1 protein-coding gene is annotated in these 19188 nt (G+C 70.8%); it reads left to right on the plus strand.

The features are described 5' to 3' along the window. Positions 1-459 precede the first annotated feature (459 nt). Positions 460-18690, plus strand: coding sequence for a non-ribosomal peptide synthetase (locus NA3_RS15475; RefSeq protein ID WP_062964324.1), 18231 nt, complete (start codon positions 460-462; stop codon positions 18688-18690). Positions 18691-19188 lie beyond the last annotated feature (498 nt).

The raw sequence follows: 19188 nt of genomic DNA on the forward strand, positions 1-19188 counted from the left end.
ACGTGCCAGAAGGTGATCCGGTGAACGCGATGAATTCCAACGATGTGGGTAACTTGCTCGCTCCGCCCGGCCCGGAAACGGGCCGCGCCGCCCAGCACGAGGTGTGTGGCGGCGGGCACGGCGGCGGTGACGGCTCCGAGCCCCGGGGTGGCGTCGAATCCGCGGACCGGCGATCGCGCGATCACCGGCTTCGCCGTAAACACAGGTACTGACCTGGGCCGGCGGTCCAGCGGGCGGTCGCCGCGGCGTGTCGGGGCGTCGTGACCATCGCCTCCGCGTCCGGCGGCACCATCTCCAGACGAATATCCGCCCAGGGCGACGAGGGCGTTGTTCGTCGCGCCCGAAGAGTATTCGCGGCGCATATTTCGACCTGCTTCACGCATTACCGCGAACGGCGTTTTGAGAAACGGTCCGGCGTGTTGTTACTGCGTCGAAGTAAAGAGATCCGATGGAGGACCGGTGACCCAATTCAAAAGCAACTTCGGCGGCGATTCACAGGCGCCGAAGTCACCGCGGGTCGGCACAGCGCCACTCGGCGGTCACCAGGCACCCGGCAACGGAACACGCGCACGCACTTCGGGGCACGGATTCCCGCGCCCGGCACCCGACGGCGTATTCAAGCTCACCGCGGCGCAGCGCGGAATATGGTTCGCTCAGCACCTCGCGGGCGAATCCCCGATTTCGGTGGCGCAATATGTCGAAATCGTCGGCGAATTGGATACCGATCTGCTTCTCGAGGCCTGCCGCACCGCGAGCGTCGAATTCGGGTCCGGACATCTGCACCTGATCGAGGTCGACGGCGAACCGTGCCAGTTCGTCGACCACTTCCGCGGCGCCCCCGCCACGGTGGTGGATCTGCGCCGCCACCCCGACCCGGTGGCCACCGCCCACCGGCTGATGACCGAGGACTACGCCGGACCGCTGGATCTGCTGCACGACCACCTGATGGTGTGCGTCGTCTACCAGGTCGGCGACGACCACTACCTGTGGTATCAGCGCGCCCACCACATCGCCCTCGACGGATTCGCCGCGGTGACCATGCTGCAGCGCATCATCGAGCTGTACAACGCGTGGCTGCGCGGCGAGCAGCCCTCCCCGGCCGCGGCCAAGGATCTGGCCGAGATCACCGAACAGGACCTCGCCTACCGCGGGTCGACCCGATTCGACAACGACCGCAAGTACTGGACCGAACATCTGGCGGACGCACCGCCCGTGGTCAGCCTGGCCGGACGCGTCGGCAAACCGACCATCCACCCGGCGCTGGTCAGCGACGCGCTCGCACCCGAGACCGCGGCACTGCTGGATGCCGTGGTCGCCGAACGCAGCACCAGCGTGACCCCGATCGTGGTCGCCGCCTTCGCCGCCTACCTGGCCCGCATGACCGGAAGCACCGAGGTGCTGCTGAGCCTTCCGGTGTCGGGCCGGCATTCGGCGATCCTGCGCCGATCCGGGGGCATGGTCGCCAACGTGGTGCCGCTGCGCGTGCGGGTCGGCGCCCGCAGCGTCGGCGAACTGATCGACGCGGTGCAAGGCGAGCTGACCAGCGCGCTGCGCCGCCAGCGCTACCGGCAGGAGGACATCTTCCGCGACCTGGGCATCGCCCGCGACGAGACCGCCTCCTTCGGTCCCGCCGTGAACCTGATGATGATCGACAACGACGTCGTCCTCGGCGAGACCACCGGCCGGCTGCACGTGCTCACCTCCGGGCCCACCGCCGACCTGTTCGTCAACATCTACCCCGGCGCCGGCCGCGACAGCACCCACATCGACTTCCAGGGCAACCCGAACATCTACCAGCCCGACGAACTCGCCGGCCACCACCGCCGCTTCCTGATGTTCCTGCACGAATTCCTCGCCCGCGGAACGCACTACCGCATCGACCGGCTGCCGCTGCTCGCGCCACAGGAACAGCAGCGGCTGCTGCCCGTGCACGGCGCCGACGCGGTCGCGCCCCGGCTGCTGGCCGACATCCTCGCCGACAGCGCCTACCGCCACCGCGCCGCCGACGCGATCGCCACACCCGACACCACCCTCACCTACGGGGAACTCGACACCCGGTCCGCACAGCTGGCCCGCCTCCTGATCGCGCGCGGCGCCGGACCCGGCACCACCGTCGCGATCATGCTGCGCCGCTCGGTCGAATCGATCGTCGCCGCCTGGGCGGTCGCCAAATCCGGTGCCGCGATCGTGCAGGTGGATCCCGAATATCCGGCCAAACGCATCGAGCACATGATCGACGACAGCGGCGCCCGGGTAGGCGTCACCGTCGACGCCTACCGGGGACGGCTGCCGCAGGCGGTGACGCAGGTGGTACTCGACGACCCGGACACCGCCGCCGCCTGCCGCGACACCACCGGCACCCCGATCGGAGACAGCGAACGCCTGCGCCCGCTGCGCCCCGACGACCTCGCCTACATCACCTACACCTCCGGATCCACCGGCATCCCGAAGGGGGTGCAGGTGACCCATGCGGGGCTGGCCGACCTCATCGCCGACCGCAGCGAGGTCTGCGGCGTGGACGCCACCGCGCGCGTGTCGTATGCGCTGTCGCCGAGCTTCGACGCCTCGCTCGAGCAGTTCCTGGTGTGCTTCGCCAACGGCGCGACCCTGCTGGTCGTCCCGCCCGAGGTGATCGGCGGCGACGACCTGACCGACCTGCTGGCCACCCAGCACGTCACCCACCTCACCCTCACCCCGGCGATGCTGGCGACGGTCGATCCCCGGCGGCTGAGCGAGCTGCGGGTGGTCGTGGTCGGCGGTGACGTGTGCCCGCCGCACGTGATCGAACGCTGGACGCGCTGCGCGGCGATGTTCAACGAGTACGGGCCCACCGAAACCACCATCACCGCCGCCAGCGCCGCCGTCACCCCCGGCGGTGACCTGACCGTCGGCGCCCCCATCCGCGGGGTCTCGGCGATGGTGCTCGACCGCTGCCTGCAGGCGGTGCCGCCCGGAACCGCGGGTGAGCTGTATCTGGCCGGGCCCGGGGTGGCGCGCGGCTACAGCCACCGGTTCGCCGAAACCGCGGCCCGTTTCGTCGCCGACCCGTACGGCGAGCCCGGAACGCGCATGTACCGCACCGGCGATATGGCGCGCTGGGTCGGCGACGGGCCCGTCCCGGAGCTGGAATTGCTGGGGCGCAGCGACTTTCAGGTCAAGATCCGCGGCTACCGCATCGAACCAGGCGAAATCGACGCCGCCCTGGCCGCCCACGACGATGTCGACATCTCCGTCACCGTGCCGGTGCGCAACAACGCCGACGCGACCGTCCTCGCCTCCTACGTGGTGCCGGTGCGCGGGCGCCACATCGACCCGCTCGAACTGCAACGCTTCGCCCGCGACACGCTGCCGCCGCATCTGGTGCCCGCGGTGATCATGGCGCTGGACACCCTGCCGGTCAACGCGTTCGGCAAACTCGACCGCACCGCCCTGCCCGCCCCCGCCTTCGGCACCGCCGCCGCGGGGCGAGCGCCGTCCACCCCGCGCGAACAGCGCGTGGCGCAACTGTTCGGCGAAATCCTGGACGTGGCCACCGTCGGCGCCGACGACAGCTTCTTCGCCCTCGGCGGCGACAGCATCCTGTCCATCCAGCTGGTGGCGCGGGCCAAGGCCGAGGGCCTGAGCTTCTCCACCCAGGACGTGTTCGACCACAAGACCGTCGCCGCGCTGGCCGCGGTCGCCACCGACGCCGGTGGCGGCCCGCAACTGGCCGAACTACCCGGCGGCGCGGTCGGACCCATGCCGCTGACCCCGATCATGTACGCGATGCTCGCGCGCGGCCGATTCGACCGCTTCGCGCAGGCCACCCTCATCGAACTGCCGCCACAGGTCGACGACGCCGACCTGGTGGCGGCGCTGGCAGCGGTGCTGGACCGCCACGACATGCTGCGCGCGGTGCTGCGCGGCGCCCACTCCGCCGACCGCTACATCGACGTCGCCGCCCCCGGCGCGGTCGACGCCGCGACCGTGTACGAATCGGTGCGGCTGCCGCGCCGCGACGCCACCGAGATCGACGCCCGATTGCAGGCGGCCGCCGACCGCCTCGACCCCGCCGACGGTGTGCTGGTGCACGTGGTGCGCATGCGCGACGACACCACCGGCCCCGACCTGATGTGGGTGGTGATCCACCACCTCGCCGTCGACGCCGTGTCGTGGCGGATCCTGCTCGCCGATCTGGCCGGGGCATGGCAGCAGATCAGCGCCGGCGCCGAACCGGCCTTCGGCCCGGCCAGCACCTCGGTGCGGCGCTGGAGCCACGGACTCACCGACCAGGCCGCCGGCCGCCGCGACGGCGAGCTGGAGCTGTGGAAGAGCGTGCTCGCGCCGGGGGAGAAGCTGCTCGGCACCCGGCATCTGGACCCCGCCCGCGACACCGCCGCCACCGCCGGCCGCATCGAGGTGCACGTGCCCGCCGACGTGTCCGAAGCGGTCCTCACCACCGTCCCCGCCCGCTTCCACGGCACACCCAACGATCCGCTGCTGGCCGCGCTGGCGCTGGCGCTGGGGGAGTGGCGTCGCCGCCGCGGCGGCGACGCCGACACCGAACTGATCTCCCTCGAGGGCCACGGCCGCGAGGAACACGCCGTGCCCGGCGCCGACCTCAGCGCCACCGTCGGCTGGTTCACCACCCGCTTCCCGGTGCGCCTGGACCTGCGCGGCCTCGACACCGACGACGCGTTCGCCGGCGGCGCCGCCGCGGGAACGGCGATCGTGCGAGCCAAGGAACAGCTGCGCGCGATCCCCGACAACGGCATCGGCTACGGGATGCTGCGCTGCCTCGACGCCGAAGCCGGCGCCGAACTGGCCACCACACCCGAACCACAGATCGCGTTCAACTACCTCGGTCGCGTCGGCGTCCACGAACAATCCGGGCCGTGGACCCCGACCACGGAATTCACCTCCCTCACCGCGACCGGCGACCCGGCGATGGCGCTGCCCGCCGTCCTGGATGTCAACGCGATCGCCGAACCAGGGACCGACGGCCTCGAACTCGACGCCACCTGGGAATTCGCCACCGGCGTGCTGAACGCCGCGGAGGTGGAGGAACTGGCCGGACTGTGGGTGCGGGCGCTGCGCGGGCTCGCCACCCACGCCCGCAGCGACACCGCCGGCGGCTTCACCCCGTCGGATTTCCCGCTCGTCGACCTCACCCAGGACGACATCGACCGCTGGCAGCTGGAATACCCGACCATGACCGACGTGTGGCCGCTGACCGCCTTGCAGTCCGGTCTGCTGTTCCACGCCGTCTACGACACCGACCGCGTCGACGGCTACACCGTGCAGGCGACACTGACCCTCGCCGGGCAGGTCGACACCGCCCGGATGCGGGCCGCGGCGCAGACGGTGATCGACCGGCACGACAGCCTGCGCACCGCCTTCGTCGAAAGCGCCGCAGGGCCCCGCCAGATCGTGATGAGCGGTGTGCGCGCCGACTGGCACGACAGCGACCTCACCGAGATCGCCGACGCCGGGGAACGCGAACGCGAACGCCGCCGCATCACCGACACCGCCTCGGCCCCCTTCGATCCCGCCCGGCCGCCGCTGCTGCGTTTCCACCTGATCCGCACCGGCGCAACCGAATTCGAACTGCTGCTCACCAACCATCACATCGTGCTCGACGGCTGGTCGATGCCGCTGCTGATCCACGAACTGCTCACCCTCTACGCCGCGGACGGCGACCCGGCCACCCTGGCAGCGGCCGGCAGCTACCGCGACTACCTGCATTGGCTGCACAGCCAGGACCGCGACGCCGCGATCACCGCCTGGCAGCACGTGCTCGCCGGCATGGACAGCCCCACATTGGTGACCGGGCGCCCGGACCGGACCGTGCCCGCCGACAACAGCGAGGTCAGCGCCAACCTGTCCGCCGAGACGACCGCCGCGATCACCGACCTGTCACGCGCCTACGGCGTCACCGCCAACACCACCGTCCAGGTGGCGTGGGCGCTGCTGCTGACCACCCTCACCGGCCGCTCCGACATCGTGTTCGGCAACACCGTCTCCGACCGCCCGCCGCAGGTGCCCGGAGTCGAACGCATGGTGGGGCTGTTCATCAACACCGTGCCCGTGCGGATCCGGCTCGAACCGGGCGAAACCGTCGCCGACCTGCTCAGCCGCGTACAGTCCGAACAGGCCGCCACCCTCGATCACCGGCACCTCGGACTGGCCGAACTGCAACGCGCCACCGGTTTCGCCGACATGTTCGACACCGTGACCGTGCTCGAGTCCTATCCGCTCGATCGCGAACAGCTGACCCACAATCTGCGCGAGGCCGGGCTGCGCCTCGTCGACGTCGACGCCCACGACGCCACCCCGTACCCGCTGAGCCTGCAGGTGACCCCGCCGCGTCCCGGCCGCGACAGCGACCCCGACGCGGCCACCTCCGCCACCCACACCGTGATGCTGCGCTTCTCCTGCGACCGGCTCGACGCCGACACCGCCCGCACTCTGCTCGGCCGCTACGAACAGATCCTCGACCAGATCGCCGCCGACCCCACCGCCACCGTCGCCGCCATCAGCCCCTGCTCGAACAGCGAACTCGCCGAACTGATTCCGGCGCCACACAGCGCACCGGCCGGACGCACCCTGCGCGACATCCTCACCGGCACCGCCCGCACCCACCCGGACGCGGTGGCGGTGCGGGCCGGCACCACCACCCTCACCTATCGGGAACTCGCCGCGCGGGCACACCGGCTCGCGCAGCACCTGCTCACCCGCGGCGCCCGCCCGGAAACCGTTGTCGCCGTGGTCGTCCCGCGCTCGGTCGAGCTGGCCGTCGCGATCTGGGCGGTCGCCGAAACCGGGGCGGCGTTCCTGCCGCTGGATCCGGGCAACCCCGGCGAACGCATCGCCGAACTGCTCGCCGATTCGGGCACCACCCTCGGCGTCACCACCCGCGCCCTCGCACACCGGCTTCCCACCGCCGTCGACTGGACCCTCGCCGACACCGACCTGCCCGCCGAACCCGAAACCACCACCGCCACCGACGAACTGCGCCTCGACAACGCCGCCTACCTGATCTACACCTCCGGATCCACCGGCACACCCAAAGCCGTGCACCTCACCCATCGCGGCCTCGCCGGCCTGACCGCCGCACACGCCGACGCCTTCGCCGTCGACACCACCTCCACCGTATTGCAGGTCGCCTCACCGGGATTCGACGCCTGCCTGTCGGAACTGCTGCTCGCCCACGGCCACGGCGCCACCCTGGTGATCGCACCCCCCGACGTCTACGGCGGCGCCGCACTCGAGGAACTGCTGCGCACCCGAGGGGTGACCCATGCCATCATCACCCCGTCGGTGCTCACCACGATGGACCCCGCAAAACTGCCGGCAATGACGACGATCGCGGTCGTCGGTGAAGCCACCGGCACCGACCTGGTCACCCGCTGGGCGCCCGGGCGGCGGTTGATGAACCACTACGGGCCCACCGAAACCACCGTGTGGGCCACCGGATCCGACGCCCTTACACCCGGTGAACCCGTCACCATCGGCACCCCGATCCACGGCCTGTCGGTCACCGTGCGTGACATGTGGCTGCGGCCCGTCCCCGCCGGGGTGGCCGGCGAACTGTACGTGCGCGGGCCCGCACTGGCCCGCGGCTACCTCGACCGCCCCGCCACCACCGCGGCCCGCTTCGTCGCCGACCCGGAATCGTCTCGGGGACAACGCCTCTACCGCACCGGCGACAGTGTGCGCTGGCTGCACACCACGCGCGGACCGCAACTGGAATACCTCGGCCGCAGCGACCAGCAGGTCAAGATCCACGGCCTGCGCATCGAACCGGGGGAGATCGACGCCCGCCTGGCCCGCCACGACAGCGTGGCCGCCGCCGCCACCGTCGACCGGCCCGGACCCGCCGGTGAACCCGTGCTGGTGTCCTATGTCGTCGCCGCACCGGGCGCCACCCTCGACCCGGCCGCGCTGCACGCCGACCTGGAACGCGAACTCGCCCACTACATGAACCCCGCCGCCATCATCGAACTGGCGGACATGCCGCGCACACCGGTCGGCAAGATCGACCGCGCAGCGCTGCGCGACCTCGACTTCCGCACCGACGAAACCGCCGGACGGGCACCGGCCACCGCCGACGAACAACTCATGGCCAAACTGTTCGCCGAAGTCCTGCACCGCGACACCGTGTACGCCGACAGCAACTTCTTCACCCTCGGCGGCGACAGCATCGTGTCCATGCGACTGGTGGCGTTGGCCCGCGAGGCCGGGCTCACCCTCACCCCGCGCGACGTCTTCGAAGCCAAAACCGTTGCCGCACTAGCGGAAATGGTGCGCGGCACCGTCACCGCCGACCCGTCGCTGTCACGCGAACCGGCCCACCGCGCCGAAGGCCGCCCCCCGCGCCCCTCGGACTTCCCGCTCGTCGAGCTGAGCGCCGCCGACGTCGAACGGCTCGACCACCGCTACCCGGACCTGGCCGACGTGTGGCCGCTGTCGCCGATGCAGGCCGGAATCCGATTCCACTCCACCTACAACCCCGGCGCCGGCGACAACTACACCGTCCAAACCGCGATCGGCTTCACCGGCGCCGTCGACGCCGAACGCCTGCGCCGCGCCGCCCAAGCCCTCGTCGACCGCCACGACATCCTGCGCGCCGCCTTCACCGACACCAGCTCCGGACCCTGCCAGATCGTGCTCGGCCACGCCCCCGTCCGCTTCCGGCACATCGACCTCACCGCCCCCGGCGCAGACCCCACCGGCCTCGACCGCGTGGCCGCCGACGACGCCGCCGAAGGGTTCGATCTGTCGGCGCCGCCGCTGATCCGATTCACCCTGATCACCGTGCGCCCCGACAGCTACCGGCTGCTCGTCACCAACCACCACGTGATCCTCGACGGCTGGTCCATGCCGCTGCTGATGAGCGAACTGCTCACCAACTACAGCACCCCCGCCCACGTCGACACCGCCGAACCCGCACCCAGCTACCGCGACTACCTGGCCTGGCTGCACCGCCAAGACCTCGCCGCCTCCACCGCCGCCTGGGCCCACGAATACGCCGACGTCGAATCACCCACCCGCGTCGCCCGCGCCGACGCCGCCCACCGCGACACCTCCGCCGGCGAAATCGACACCCTGCTGCCCGCTCACCGGGCCGCCGACCTGCGCCGCGTCGCCGCCGGCGCCGCCGTCACCGTCAACACCGCCGTCGCCGCGGCATGGGCGCTGACCCTGCGCGAACTGACCGGCGACACCGACGTCGTCTTCGGATCCGCCGTCTCCGGCCGGCCCCCCGAACTCCCACAGGTCGACCGCACCCTCGGCATGTTCCTCAACACCATCCCCGTGCGCGTGCCGCTGGACCCCACCCACACCGTCGAGCAGCTGCTGACCCGGATCCAGCAACACCAGACCCGCATGCTCGGCCACCACCACATCGGACTGCCCGACATCCACCGCGCGGCCGGAATGACCGCGCTGTTCGACACCGCCGTCGCCTTCCAATCCTTCCCCGTCGACCGGCCCGCCCTGCAGCACCTCGTCGACGCCGCCGGCCTGCGCATCGACGACATCACCGGCGTCGACGCCACCCCCTACCCGCTCAGCCTCGTCGTGGCCCCCGACGCCGCCGACACCGAACACACCGACACCCCCCACACCGACGCGGCCGCCGCAGCGGGACTGCGCATCACCCTGCGCTACCTCGACGACGAATTCGACACCCACCGCGCACAGTGGATCCTCGACCGGTTCGTCACACTCCTGCACCGCATCGCCGACGACCCGGCCACCCCGCTGGCACGGCTCACCGTCGCCGACGCCACCGAACCGGCCACCGCCCACACGCACCGCCGGCCCCGCACCCTCGGCGACATCCTCACCGCCACCGCCGCCGCCCGCCCCGACGCCGTCGCCGCCACCTGCGGCGCCGACACCATCACCTACCGCGACCTCGATCAGCGATCCAACCGGCTGGCCCGGTTGCTGCTGCGCCGTGGCCTCACCCCGCACACCGTGCTCGCCAGCGCCCTGCCACGCTCCCTCGACGCCGTCGTCACCATGTGGGCCGCCGCAAAAACCGGCGCCGCGTTCGTGCCGATCGACCCGCGCCTGCCCGCCGAGCGCATCGCATTCCTGCTCGGCGACTCCGGCGCCACCCTCGGCATCACCCACACCGGCACCGCCCGCCCGCCCCAGCACATCGACTGGCTCACCCTCGACGACCCCGGCACCGTCCACGCCCTCGACACCGAATCCGGCGCCCCGATCACCGACACCGAACGCGGCGCGGCGCTCACTCCCGACCGCACCGCCTACCTCATCTACACCTCCGGATCCACCGGAACCCCCAAAGGTGTGCTGGTCACCCACCGCGGACTCGCCGACCTCGTCGACGCCCAGCACCGCCTCCTCGGCGTCACCGCCGACTCCGCCGTCCTGCAGGTCGCCTCACCCAGCTTCGACGCCTCCATCTTCGAACTGCTCATGGCCCACGGCGCCGGCGGCCGGCTCGTCGTCTCCCCACCCGACGTGTACGGCGGCCCCGAACTGGCGAAACTGCTTCAGCGCGAACACATCTCGCATGCCGTGCTGACACCGTCGGCGCTGGCGACCATCCCCGGCGACCGATTCGACACCCTGCGCGTGCTGGCCACCGCCGGCGAACCCGTCGGCCCCGAACTCGTCGACCGGTGGGCACCCGGACGCACCATGGTCAACCTCTACGGACCCACCGAATCCACCATCTGGGCCACCGCCAGCGCACCACTGACCCCCGGCGCGCCGATCACCATCGGCGCCCCCGCCGGCCCCGTCACCACCACCGTCCTCGACACCTGGCTGCGACCCGTCCCACACGGCGTCGCGGGGGAGCTGTACCTGCTCGGCCCCGGACTCGCCGACGGCTACAAAGACCGCACCGCACTGACCGCCACCCGATTCGTCGCCTGCCCCTTCGGCGCACCCGGCGCACGCATGTACCGCACCGGCGACATCGTGCGCCGCACCACCAGGGGCGACCTGGAATTCGTGGGACGCAACGACTTCCAGGTCAAAGTCCGCGGCAACCGCATCGAACTCGCCGAAATCGACGCCGCCCTGGCCGCCCACCCCGACGTCGCCTTCGCCGTCACCGTCCCACGCACCGACGACGGCCGCCCCACCGCCCTCGTGTCCTACGTGACCCCCGCCGCCGGCGCCACCCTGTCCGACACCGACCTGAAAACCACACTCGCCCAAGCACTCCCGCCCTACATGGTGCCCGCCGCCGTCATGATCCTCGACGAGGTGCCGCTCACCCCGACCGGCAAACTCGACCGCGACCGGCTACCCCGGCCACCCGTCACCGCCCGCGCCTTCCGCGCACCCACCACCTGGCAGGAAGACGTCGTCGCCCGCGCCTACGAACAAGTCCTCGACGCCGAACACGTCGGCGCCGACGACGACTTCTTCGCCCTCGGCGGCGACTCGCTCAGCGCCGCCCTCGTCGCCGCCCGCATCGGCGCCGCCCTCGACGTGCGCATCCCCGTCCGCACCATCTTCGAAGAACCCACCGTCGCCGCCCTCGCCCGACGCGCCCGCACCCTGCACGGCACCGCCCGCATCCCACTCACCGCAGGCGACCGCCCCGACCCCCTCCCGCTGTCACTGGCCCAGCAACGCATGTGGTTCCTCAACCGATTCGAACCCGAATCGGCCGCCTACAACATCCCCGTCATGCTGCAGCTGTCCGGGCACCTCGACACCACGGCACTGAGCGCCGCCCTCGACGACGTCATCGCCCGCCACGAAGTGCTGCGCACCATCTACCCCGAAACCGACGGCGAACCCCGCCAGGTCATCCTCGACCGGGCGCCGATCACCCTCGAAACCGGCCACCCCGCCCCCGACATCCTCCCGCACCTGCTCACCGAATTCGTGCGACGCGGCTTCGACGTCTCCACCCAGGTACCGCTGCGCGTCGCCCTGTTCGACATCACCACCGACACCGACGACACCGGCCGATACATGCTCGTCCTGGTCGTCCACCACATCGCCGGCGACGGACAATCCATGGGCCCGCTGGCCCGCGACGTCATGACCGCCTACGCCGCCCGCCACACCGGACAACCCCCGCACTGGCAGCCACTGCCCGTGCAGTACGCCGACTTCGCGCTGTGGCAACGCCGCATCCTCGGCTCCGCCGCCGACCCCGCCTCGCTGATGTCCACCCAGCTCGACTACTGGCGCACCACCCTCGACCGGGTACCCGACCTGCTCGACCTGCCCACCGACCGGCCCCGCCCCGCCGTCGCCAGCCTCACCGGCGGCCGCGTCCCCCTCGACATCCCCGCACCCCTGCACCGGCAACTGCAGACACTGGCCCGCGACCACGGCACCTCCCTGTTCATGGTCGTGCACGCCGCACTCGCCGTCCTGCTCGGCCGGCTCGCCGACACCGACGACATCGTCATCGGCACCCCCGTCGCCGGCCGCGGCGAACCCGGCCTCGACGACCTCGTCGGCATGTTCGTCAACACCCTCGCCCTGCGCACACCCCTCGACCGCGGCGAACCGTTCACCACCTTCCTCGCCCGCATCCGCGACACCGACCTGCACGCCCTCGACCACGCCGACGTCCCCTTCGAACGCATCGTCGAAGAACTCAACCCGCACCGAACCACCGCCGCACACCCCCTGTTCCAAGTGGTCCTCGCCTTCCAGAACACCGGCGCCATCGACATCGCCCTGCCCGACGTCGCCGTCTCCCGCGCCGACGTCGACACCGGCACCAGCCAATTCGACCTCCAACTCGTCATCTCCGACACCTCCACCGAAACCGGTGCCGCCCAAGGCCTCTCGGGCATGATGATGTACGCCCGCGACCTGTTCGACCCCGACACCGTCACCGGATTCGTGCAGCGACTGCTGCGGATCCTCGCCACCGTCGCCACCACCCCCCACACCCCGGTCGGCGACATCGACTGGCTACACCCGCGCGAACGCCACACCCTGCTCACCAGCATCGGCCCCCGCACCGCACCCACACCCGAATCACCGCTGCTGCCCGGCATCTTCGCCGACGCCGTGCGCCGCAACCCCGACGGCCTCGCCGTCCGCACCGGCGACGACGGCCTCACCTACACCGAACTCGACCGGCGCTCCAACCGCCTGGCCCGCCTGCTCATCGACCACGGCGCCGGACCCGAAATCCCCATCCTCGCCGCCGCGCCCCGCTCCACCGAATCCGTACTCATCTGGTGGGCCGTGGTGAAATCCGGCGCCACCTACGTCCCCGTCGACCCCGCCTACCCGGCCCACCGCATCGACCACATGATCACCGATTCGGCCGCCGCACTGGGCATCACCGTCACCACCGCACGCCCCGCCCTCCCCGACACCGCCGACTGGATCATCCTCGACGCACCCGACACCCTCACCCACCTCGACACCCTCGGTGACAACCCGATCGACGACCACGACCGGCTGCGGCCCCTGCGCGCCACCGACACCGCCTACGTCGTCTTCACCTCCGGATCCACCGGACGCCCCAAAGGCGTCGCCGTCACCCACACCGGCATTGCCGACCTCGTCGCCACCCAACGCGCCGACTACCACATCGAACCCGGCGCCCGGTTCCTGCACTTCGCCTCACCGTCCTTCGACGCCTCGCTGATGGAAATCCTGTTCGCCACCGCCGGCGCCGCCACCCTCGTCATCGCACCCCCCGCCACCTACGGCGGCGACGACCTCGCCGACCTACTGCGCACCCAGCACGTCACCCACGCCTTCGTCACCCCCGCAGCCCTCGCCTCGGTCGACCCCACCGGCCTCGACGACCTGCGACTGGTGCTGTCCGGCGGCGAAGAAGTCCCCACCGAACTCGTCAAACGCTGGGCAGGCACCGACCGCCGCGGCACCCGCGAATTCCGCATCCTCTACGGACCCACCGAAACCACCATGCTCGCCACCGCCACGCGGCCGCTGCACCCGGGGGACCGGCCCACCATCGGCACCCCACTACCCGGCATGCAGATTCTGATCCTCGACTCCCGCCTGCACCCCGTCCCCGCCGGTGTGGTCGGCGAACTCTATCTCGCCGGCCCCGCCCCCGCCCGCGGCTACCTCAACCGCCCCGCCACCACCGCCGCCCGATTCGTGCCCTGCCCAGCCGGCGAACCCGGCGCCCGCATGTACCGCACCGGCGACCTCGTGCGCTGGAACACCCACGGCGACATTGAATTCGTCGGACGCAACGACTTCCAGGTCAAAGTCCGCGGCTACCGCATCGAACTCGGCGAGATCGACGCCGTCCTCGACGCCCGCCCCGACACCGCCTTCGCCGTCACCATCGCCCACCGCCAAGGCAACGCCCCCGCCATGCTGGTCACCTACGTCGTGCCCGCACCCGGCGCCACACCCACCGCCGCCGAACTCACCAACGCACTCGCCGAGGCGCTCCCGCCCTACATGGTGCCCGCCGCCGTCATGATCCTCGACTCGATCCCCCTGTCGCCCAACGGCAAACTCGACCGCAGCGCACTACCCGAACCCGTCCTGCACACCGAAACATTCCGCGCACCCGCCTCACCGGTCGAAGAAATCGTCGCCGGCATCTTCGCCGACCTGCTCGGCCTCGACACCACCGTCGGCGCCGACGACAACTTCTTCGACCTCGGCGGCAACAGCCTCGTCGCCACCCGCGCCGCCGCCCGCATCGGCGCCGCCCTCGACACCCGCGTCCCCGTCTCGATGATCTTCGACGCACCCACCGTCGCCAAACTCGCCGCCCGCGCCGAATCCCACGCCGACACCCGCCGCATCGCCCTCACCGAACAACCACGCCCACACCACCTCCCGCTGTCCTACGCCCAACAACGGATGTGGTTCCTCAACCGCTTCGAACCCGACACCCCCGCCTACAGCATCCCCATCGTCATCCGGCTCACCGGCCACCTCGACACCGACGCCCTGCACGCCGCCATCGGCGACGTCATCACCCGCCACGAAGTGCTGCGCACCATCTACCCGGCCGTCGACGGCGAACCCACCCAGCAAATCCTCCCACCCGCCGACGCCGTCCCACCCCTGCCCATCACCCGCATCCCCGAAACCGAACTGCCACAGACCCTCTCGGCACTGCTGGCCACCGTCTTCGACGTCACCACCACCGTGCCGCTGCGCATCCGGCTCTACGACATCGCCGACGACACCTGGATCCTCGCCCTCGTCGTCCACCACATCGCCGGCGACGGATCCTCACTGGCACCCCTGGCCCGCGACCTCACCACCGCCTACACCGCACGACTCGACGGCGACACCCCCGCCTGGCCACCCCTGCCCGTCCAATACGCCGACTACGCCCTCTGGCAACGCACCGTCCTCGGCGGCGACGACGACCCCGACTCGCTGCTGCACGCCCAAATCGACTACTGGACAACCCAACTCGCCGACGCACCCGCACTGCTCGCGCTGCCCGCCGACCGGCCGCGCCCGCCCGTGCAAACCTACGCCGGCGCCCGCGTGCCCCTCACCGTCGACCCCGAACTCCACGCCCGCCTCCAACACCTCGCCCGCGCCCACAACACCACCCTGTTCATGGTCTTCCACGCCGCACTCGCCGCCGTCCTCGCCCGCCTCGCCGGCACCGACGACGTCACCATCGGCACCCCCTACGCCGGACGCGGCGAACCCGAACTCGACGACCTCGTCGGCATGTTCGTCAACACCCTCGTCCTGCGCACCCGCCTGCGCACCGACATGACCTTCACCGACCTGCTCGACCAGGTCCGCGACACCGACCTCGCCGCCTTCGGGCACGCCGACGTCCCCTTCGAACGACTCGTACAAGAACTCAACCCCGCCCGCTCCCACGCCCACCACCCGCTGTTCCAGGTGATGCTCGCCTTCCAGAACCTCACCGGCACCCAATTCGAACTCCCCGAACTCACCCTCTCCGCCGTCGAAGCCGACATCGACACCTCACTGTTCGACCTGCAGATCACCGTCTCCGACAGCTACGACGACCACGGCGGCCCCGCCGGCATCACCGGCGGCATCACCTACGCCCGCGACCTGTTCGACCCCGACACCGTCACCGGCATCGCCGCCCGCCTCGACCGGCTCCTGCGCGCCCTCGTCGCCGACCCCACCGGACTCGTCTACGACGTCGACCTGCTCGACGCCGACGAACGCCGCGACGTCGTGGACCGCTGGAACACCACCCACCACACCGTCGCCACCGGCGAAACACTCATCTCCATGTTCGCCGGCGCGGTACCGGCCTACCGCGACCGCACCGCCGTCACCTACGGCGACCTGTCGCTGACCTACGGGCAGTTCTCCGCCCGCGTCAACCGGCTCGCCCGCTGGCTCATCGGCCGCGGCGTGGGCCCGGAAAAGCTGGTCGCCGTGCGGATGCGCCGCTCGCTCGACCAGGTCACCGCCCTCTACGCCGTGCTCGCCGCCGGCGGCGGATACGTCCCCGTCGACCCCGACCTGCCCGCCGACCGCATCGACTACATGCTGGCCACCGCCACACCCGTCGTCGTCCTGTCCACCCTCGACGGCATCGACCTGTCCGCCTACGACGACACACCCGTCACCGACCACGACCGCCGCACCCCACTGCGACCCACCAACACCGCCTACGTCCTGTTCACCTCCGGATCCACCGGCCGCCCCAAAGGCGTCGCCGTCCCGCACGGCGCCGCGGTCAACCAGATCCGCTGGCTCAGCGACGAATACCGCCTCACCGCCGCCGACGTGGTCCTGCAGAAGACACCGGCCACCTTCGACGTCTCGGTGTGGGAACTGTTCGCCACCCTCGGCGTCGGCGCCCGCCTCGTCATCGCCCGCTCCGACGGCCACACCGACCCCGCCTATCTCGCCGAAATCATTGCCGCACAACAGATCACGATCACCTCGTTCGTTCCGTCCATGCTCGCCGTCTTCGCCGAAGCCGCACCCGAGCGCACCCTGACCTCACTGCGCGCGCTGCTCATCGGGGGAGAGGCGTTCGGTTCCGACACCGTGGCCGCCGTCCGGCGCGTCCTGCCCGAGGTCGAACTGCACAACCTGTACGGGCCCACCGAATTCACCGTGCACGTCACCTCCCACCACGTCACCGACGCCGATCAGGGCAGCGTGCCGATGGGCATGCCCGTCTGGAACGCCCGCGCCTACGTCCTCGACGCCCGGCTCAATCCGGTACCGCCCGGAGTGGCGGGGGAGCTGTACCTCGCGGGCACCCAGATCGCTCGCGGCTACCACGCCCGCCCCGGCCTCACCGCCGAACGGTTCGTGCCCGACCCCTACAACAACGGCGGACGCATGTACCGCACCGGCGACCTCGTGCGGCGCCGCCGCCGCGACGGCGAACTGGAATACCTGGGACGCACCGACTTCCAGGTCAAACTGCGCGGCTTGCGCATCGAACTCGGCGAAATCGAAACCGTGCTCGCCGAATATCCCGGCGTCGCCCGCGCCATCGCCGTGGTCCACTCCAGCGAGCTCGCCGCCCAGCTCGTCGGCTACCTCGTGCCCGCCGCCGGCGCCACCGTCGACACCGCCGCGGTCCTCGCACACGCCGCCGCCGAACTGCCCAACTACATGGTGCCCACCACACTCATGGTGCTCGACACCGTTCCGCTCACCGCCTCCGGCAAACTCGACCGCGCCCGGCTGCCGGAACCGGTGGCCGCGGTAGGGGAGTTCCGCGAACCGTCGACCTGGCTCGAAGAAGAGGTCGCGCGCGCCTTCGAACACGTCCTCGGCGTCACCCACGTCGGAGCCGACGACGACTTCTACGCCCTGGGCGGCAACTCGCTGCGCTCGGTGCAGGTCGCCAGCGAACTCACCAAGGAACTGCACTTCGAGATCCCGCTCGGCTGGATGCTGTCGGATCCGAATCCGGCCGACCTCGCCAAGCGCATCGAAACCGGAATGAGCGACGGACACCACGAACCCGGGCCCGCGGCCTTCGGTCTGGACGTCGTGCTGCCGATCCGGACCGGTGGCAGCCGGCCACCGCTGTTCTGCATCCATCCCGCCTCGGGCCTGTCGTGGTGCTACTACACCTTCGGCGACCACCTCGCCGGCGACCGCCCGATCTACGGTCTGCAGGCGCCGCAGATCGGTGGGGAAGTGCCGGGCCCGCAAACGTTCGAGGAGATCGCGCGCCGCTACTTCCAGGAGATCCGCGCCATCCAGCCGCACGGGCCCTACCATCTGCTCGGCTGGTCGCTGGGTGGGCAGATCGCCCACGCCGTCGCCGCCGAAATAAGGTCGGCCGGTGAGGAAGTCGCGCTGCTGGCGCTGCTGGATGCCGAGGCCGAGGGAATCGACGCCACCGAGGTCTCCGAAGCCACACCAGGGGAGCTGATCAGCAACGTCGGCCCGGTCATGGGCATCGACGTCGTCGGCGCCGACGCGACCGCCGAAGAGGCCGCCGACCTGATCCGGCAGCAGCTGGGGGACAGCTTCGCCGTCGACGCCGCGACCATCGAACGCATGACCGACGCCTACAACCTGTCCATCCGGGCCGCGAGTGCCTGGCAGCCGCCGGTCCTCGACGCCGACATGCTGTATTTCACCGCCACGAAGGACCGGCGTGCCGACGCGGCGGGCCACGAGGGATGGGCCCGGTTCGTCGCCGGTCGGATCACGAACGTCGATATCGCGGCCGAGCATCTGGCGATGACCGAACCCGCCGTGGTCGCCGAGATCGCGACGATCCTCAACCGCCGACTGGATCGGTGAGGGATCGGACCGAACAGCGATTACTTGACATAATGTAGATTATCGGCGCAATGGAACGGGCGCTGGAGGACGCATTTGCGCTGTGCGTCAGCATCTTTCAGTGATTGCCTTCGGCGCCTCGGCTGTGCCGCTCGGCCGTCCCGCATGCCGTGGACCATCGGCATTCGACCGCCGCAGACGTCTCGCGCGAACCTGCCGAAATCCTCCTGGTGAAACTTTTCGCCTCTGGCCTGATTCGCCGGAAAATTTCTGGCGCTCGCGTCGGGTCGGCGTCCGCCATCATCGCCCACTTCCCCAGCCCGGGCTTCCCCTCGCAAACGTCACAGTGACGTAATGGGGACGCTTCCGTGGGCCGCCCGGAACCAGCCGAGATCCGGATCCGATGCACCTCACCGCGCACCGTCCGTACGTCTTGTGATTCGAAGGCAGCGCACACCGCGCGGTTTGGTACCCGCCACGAGTCCGTCGCGGCTGCGGTGGTGACTTGTTAGCGTCCTC

Origin of the sequence: Nocardia africana NBRC 100379, from assembly GCF_001612635.1 — a bacterium.
GTDB lineage: Bacteria > Actinomycetota > Actinomycetes > Mycobacteriales > Mycobacteriaceae > Nocardia > Nocardia africana.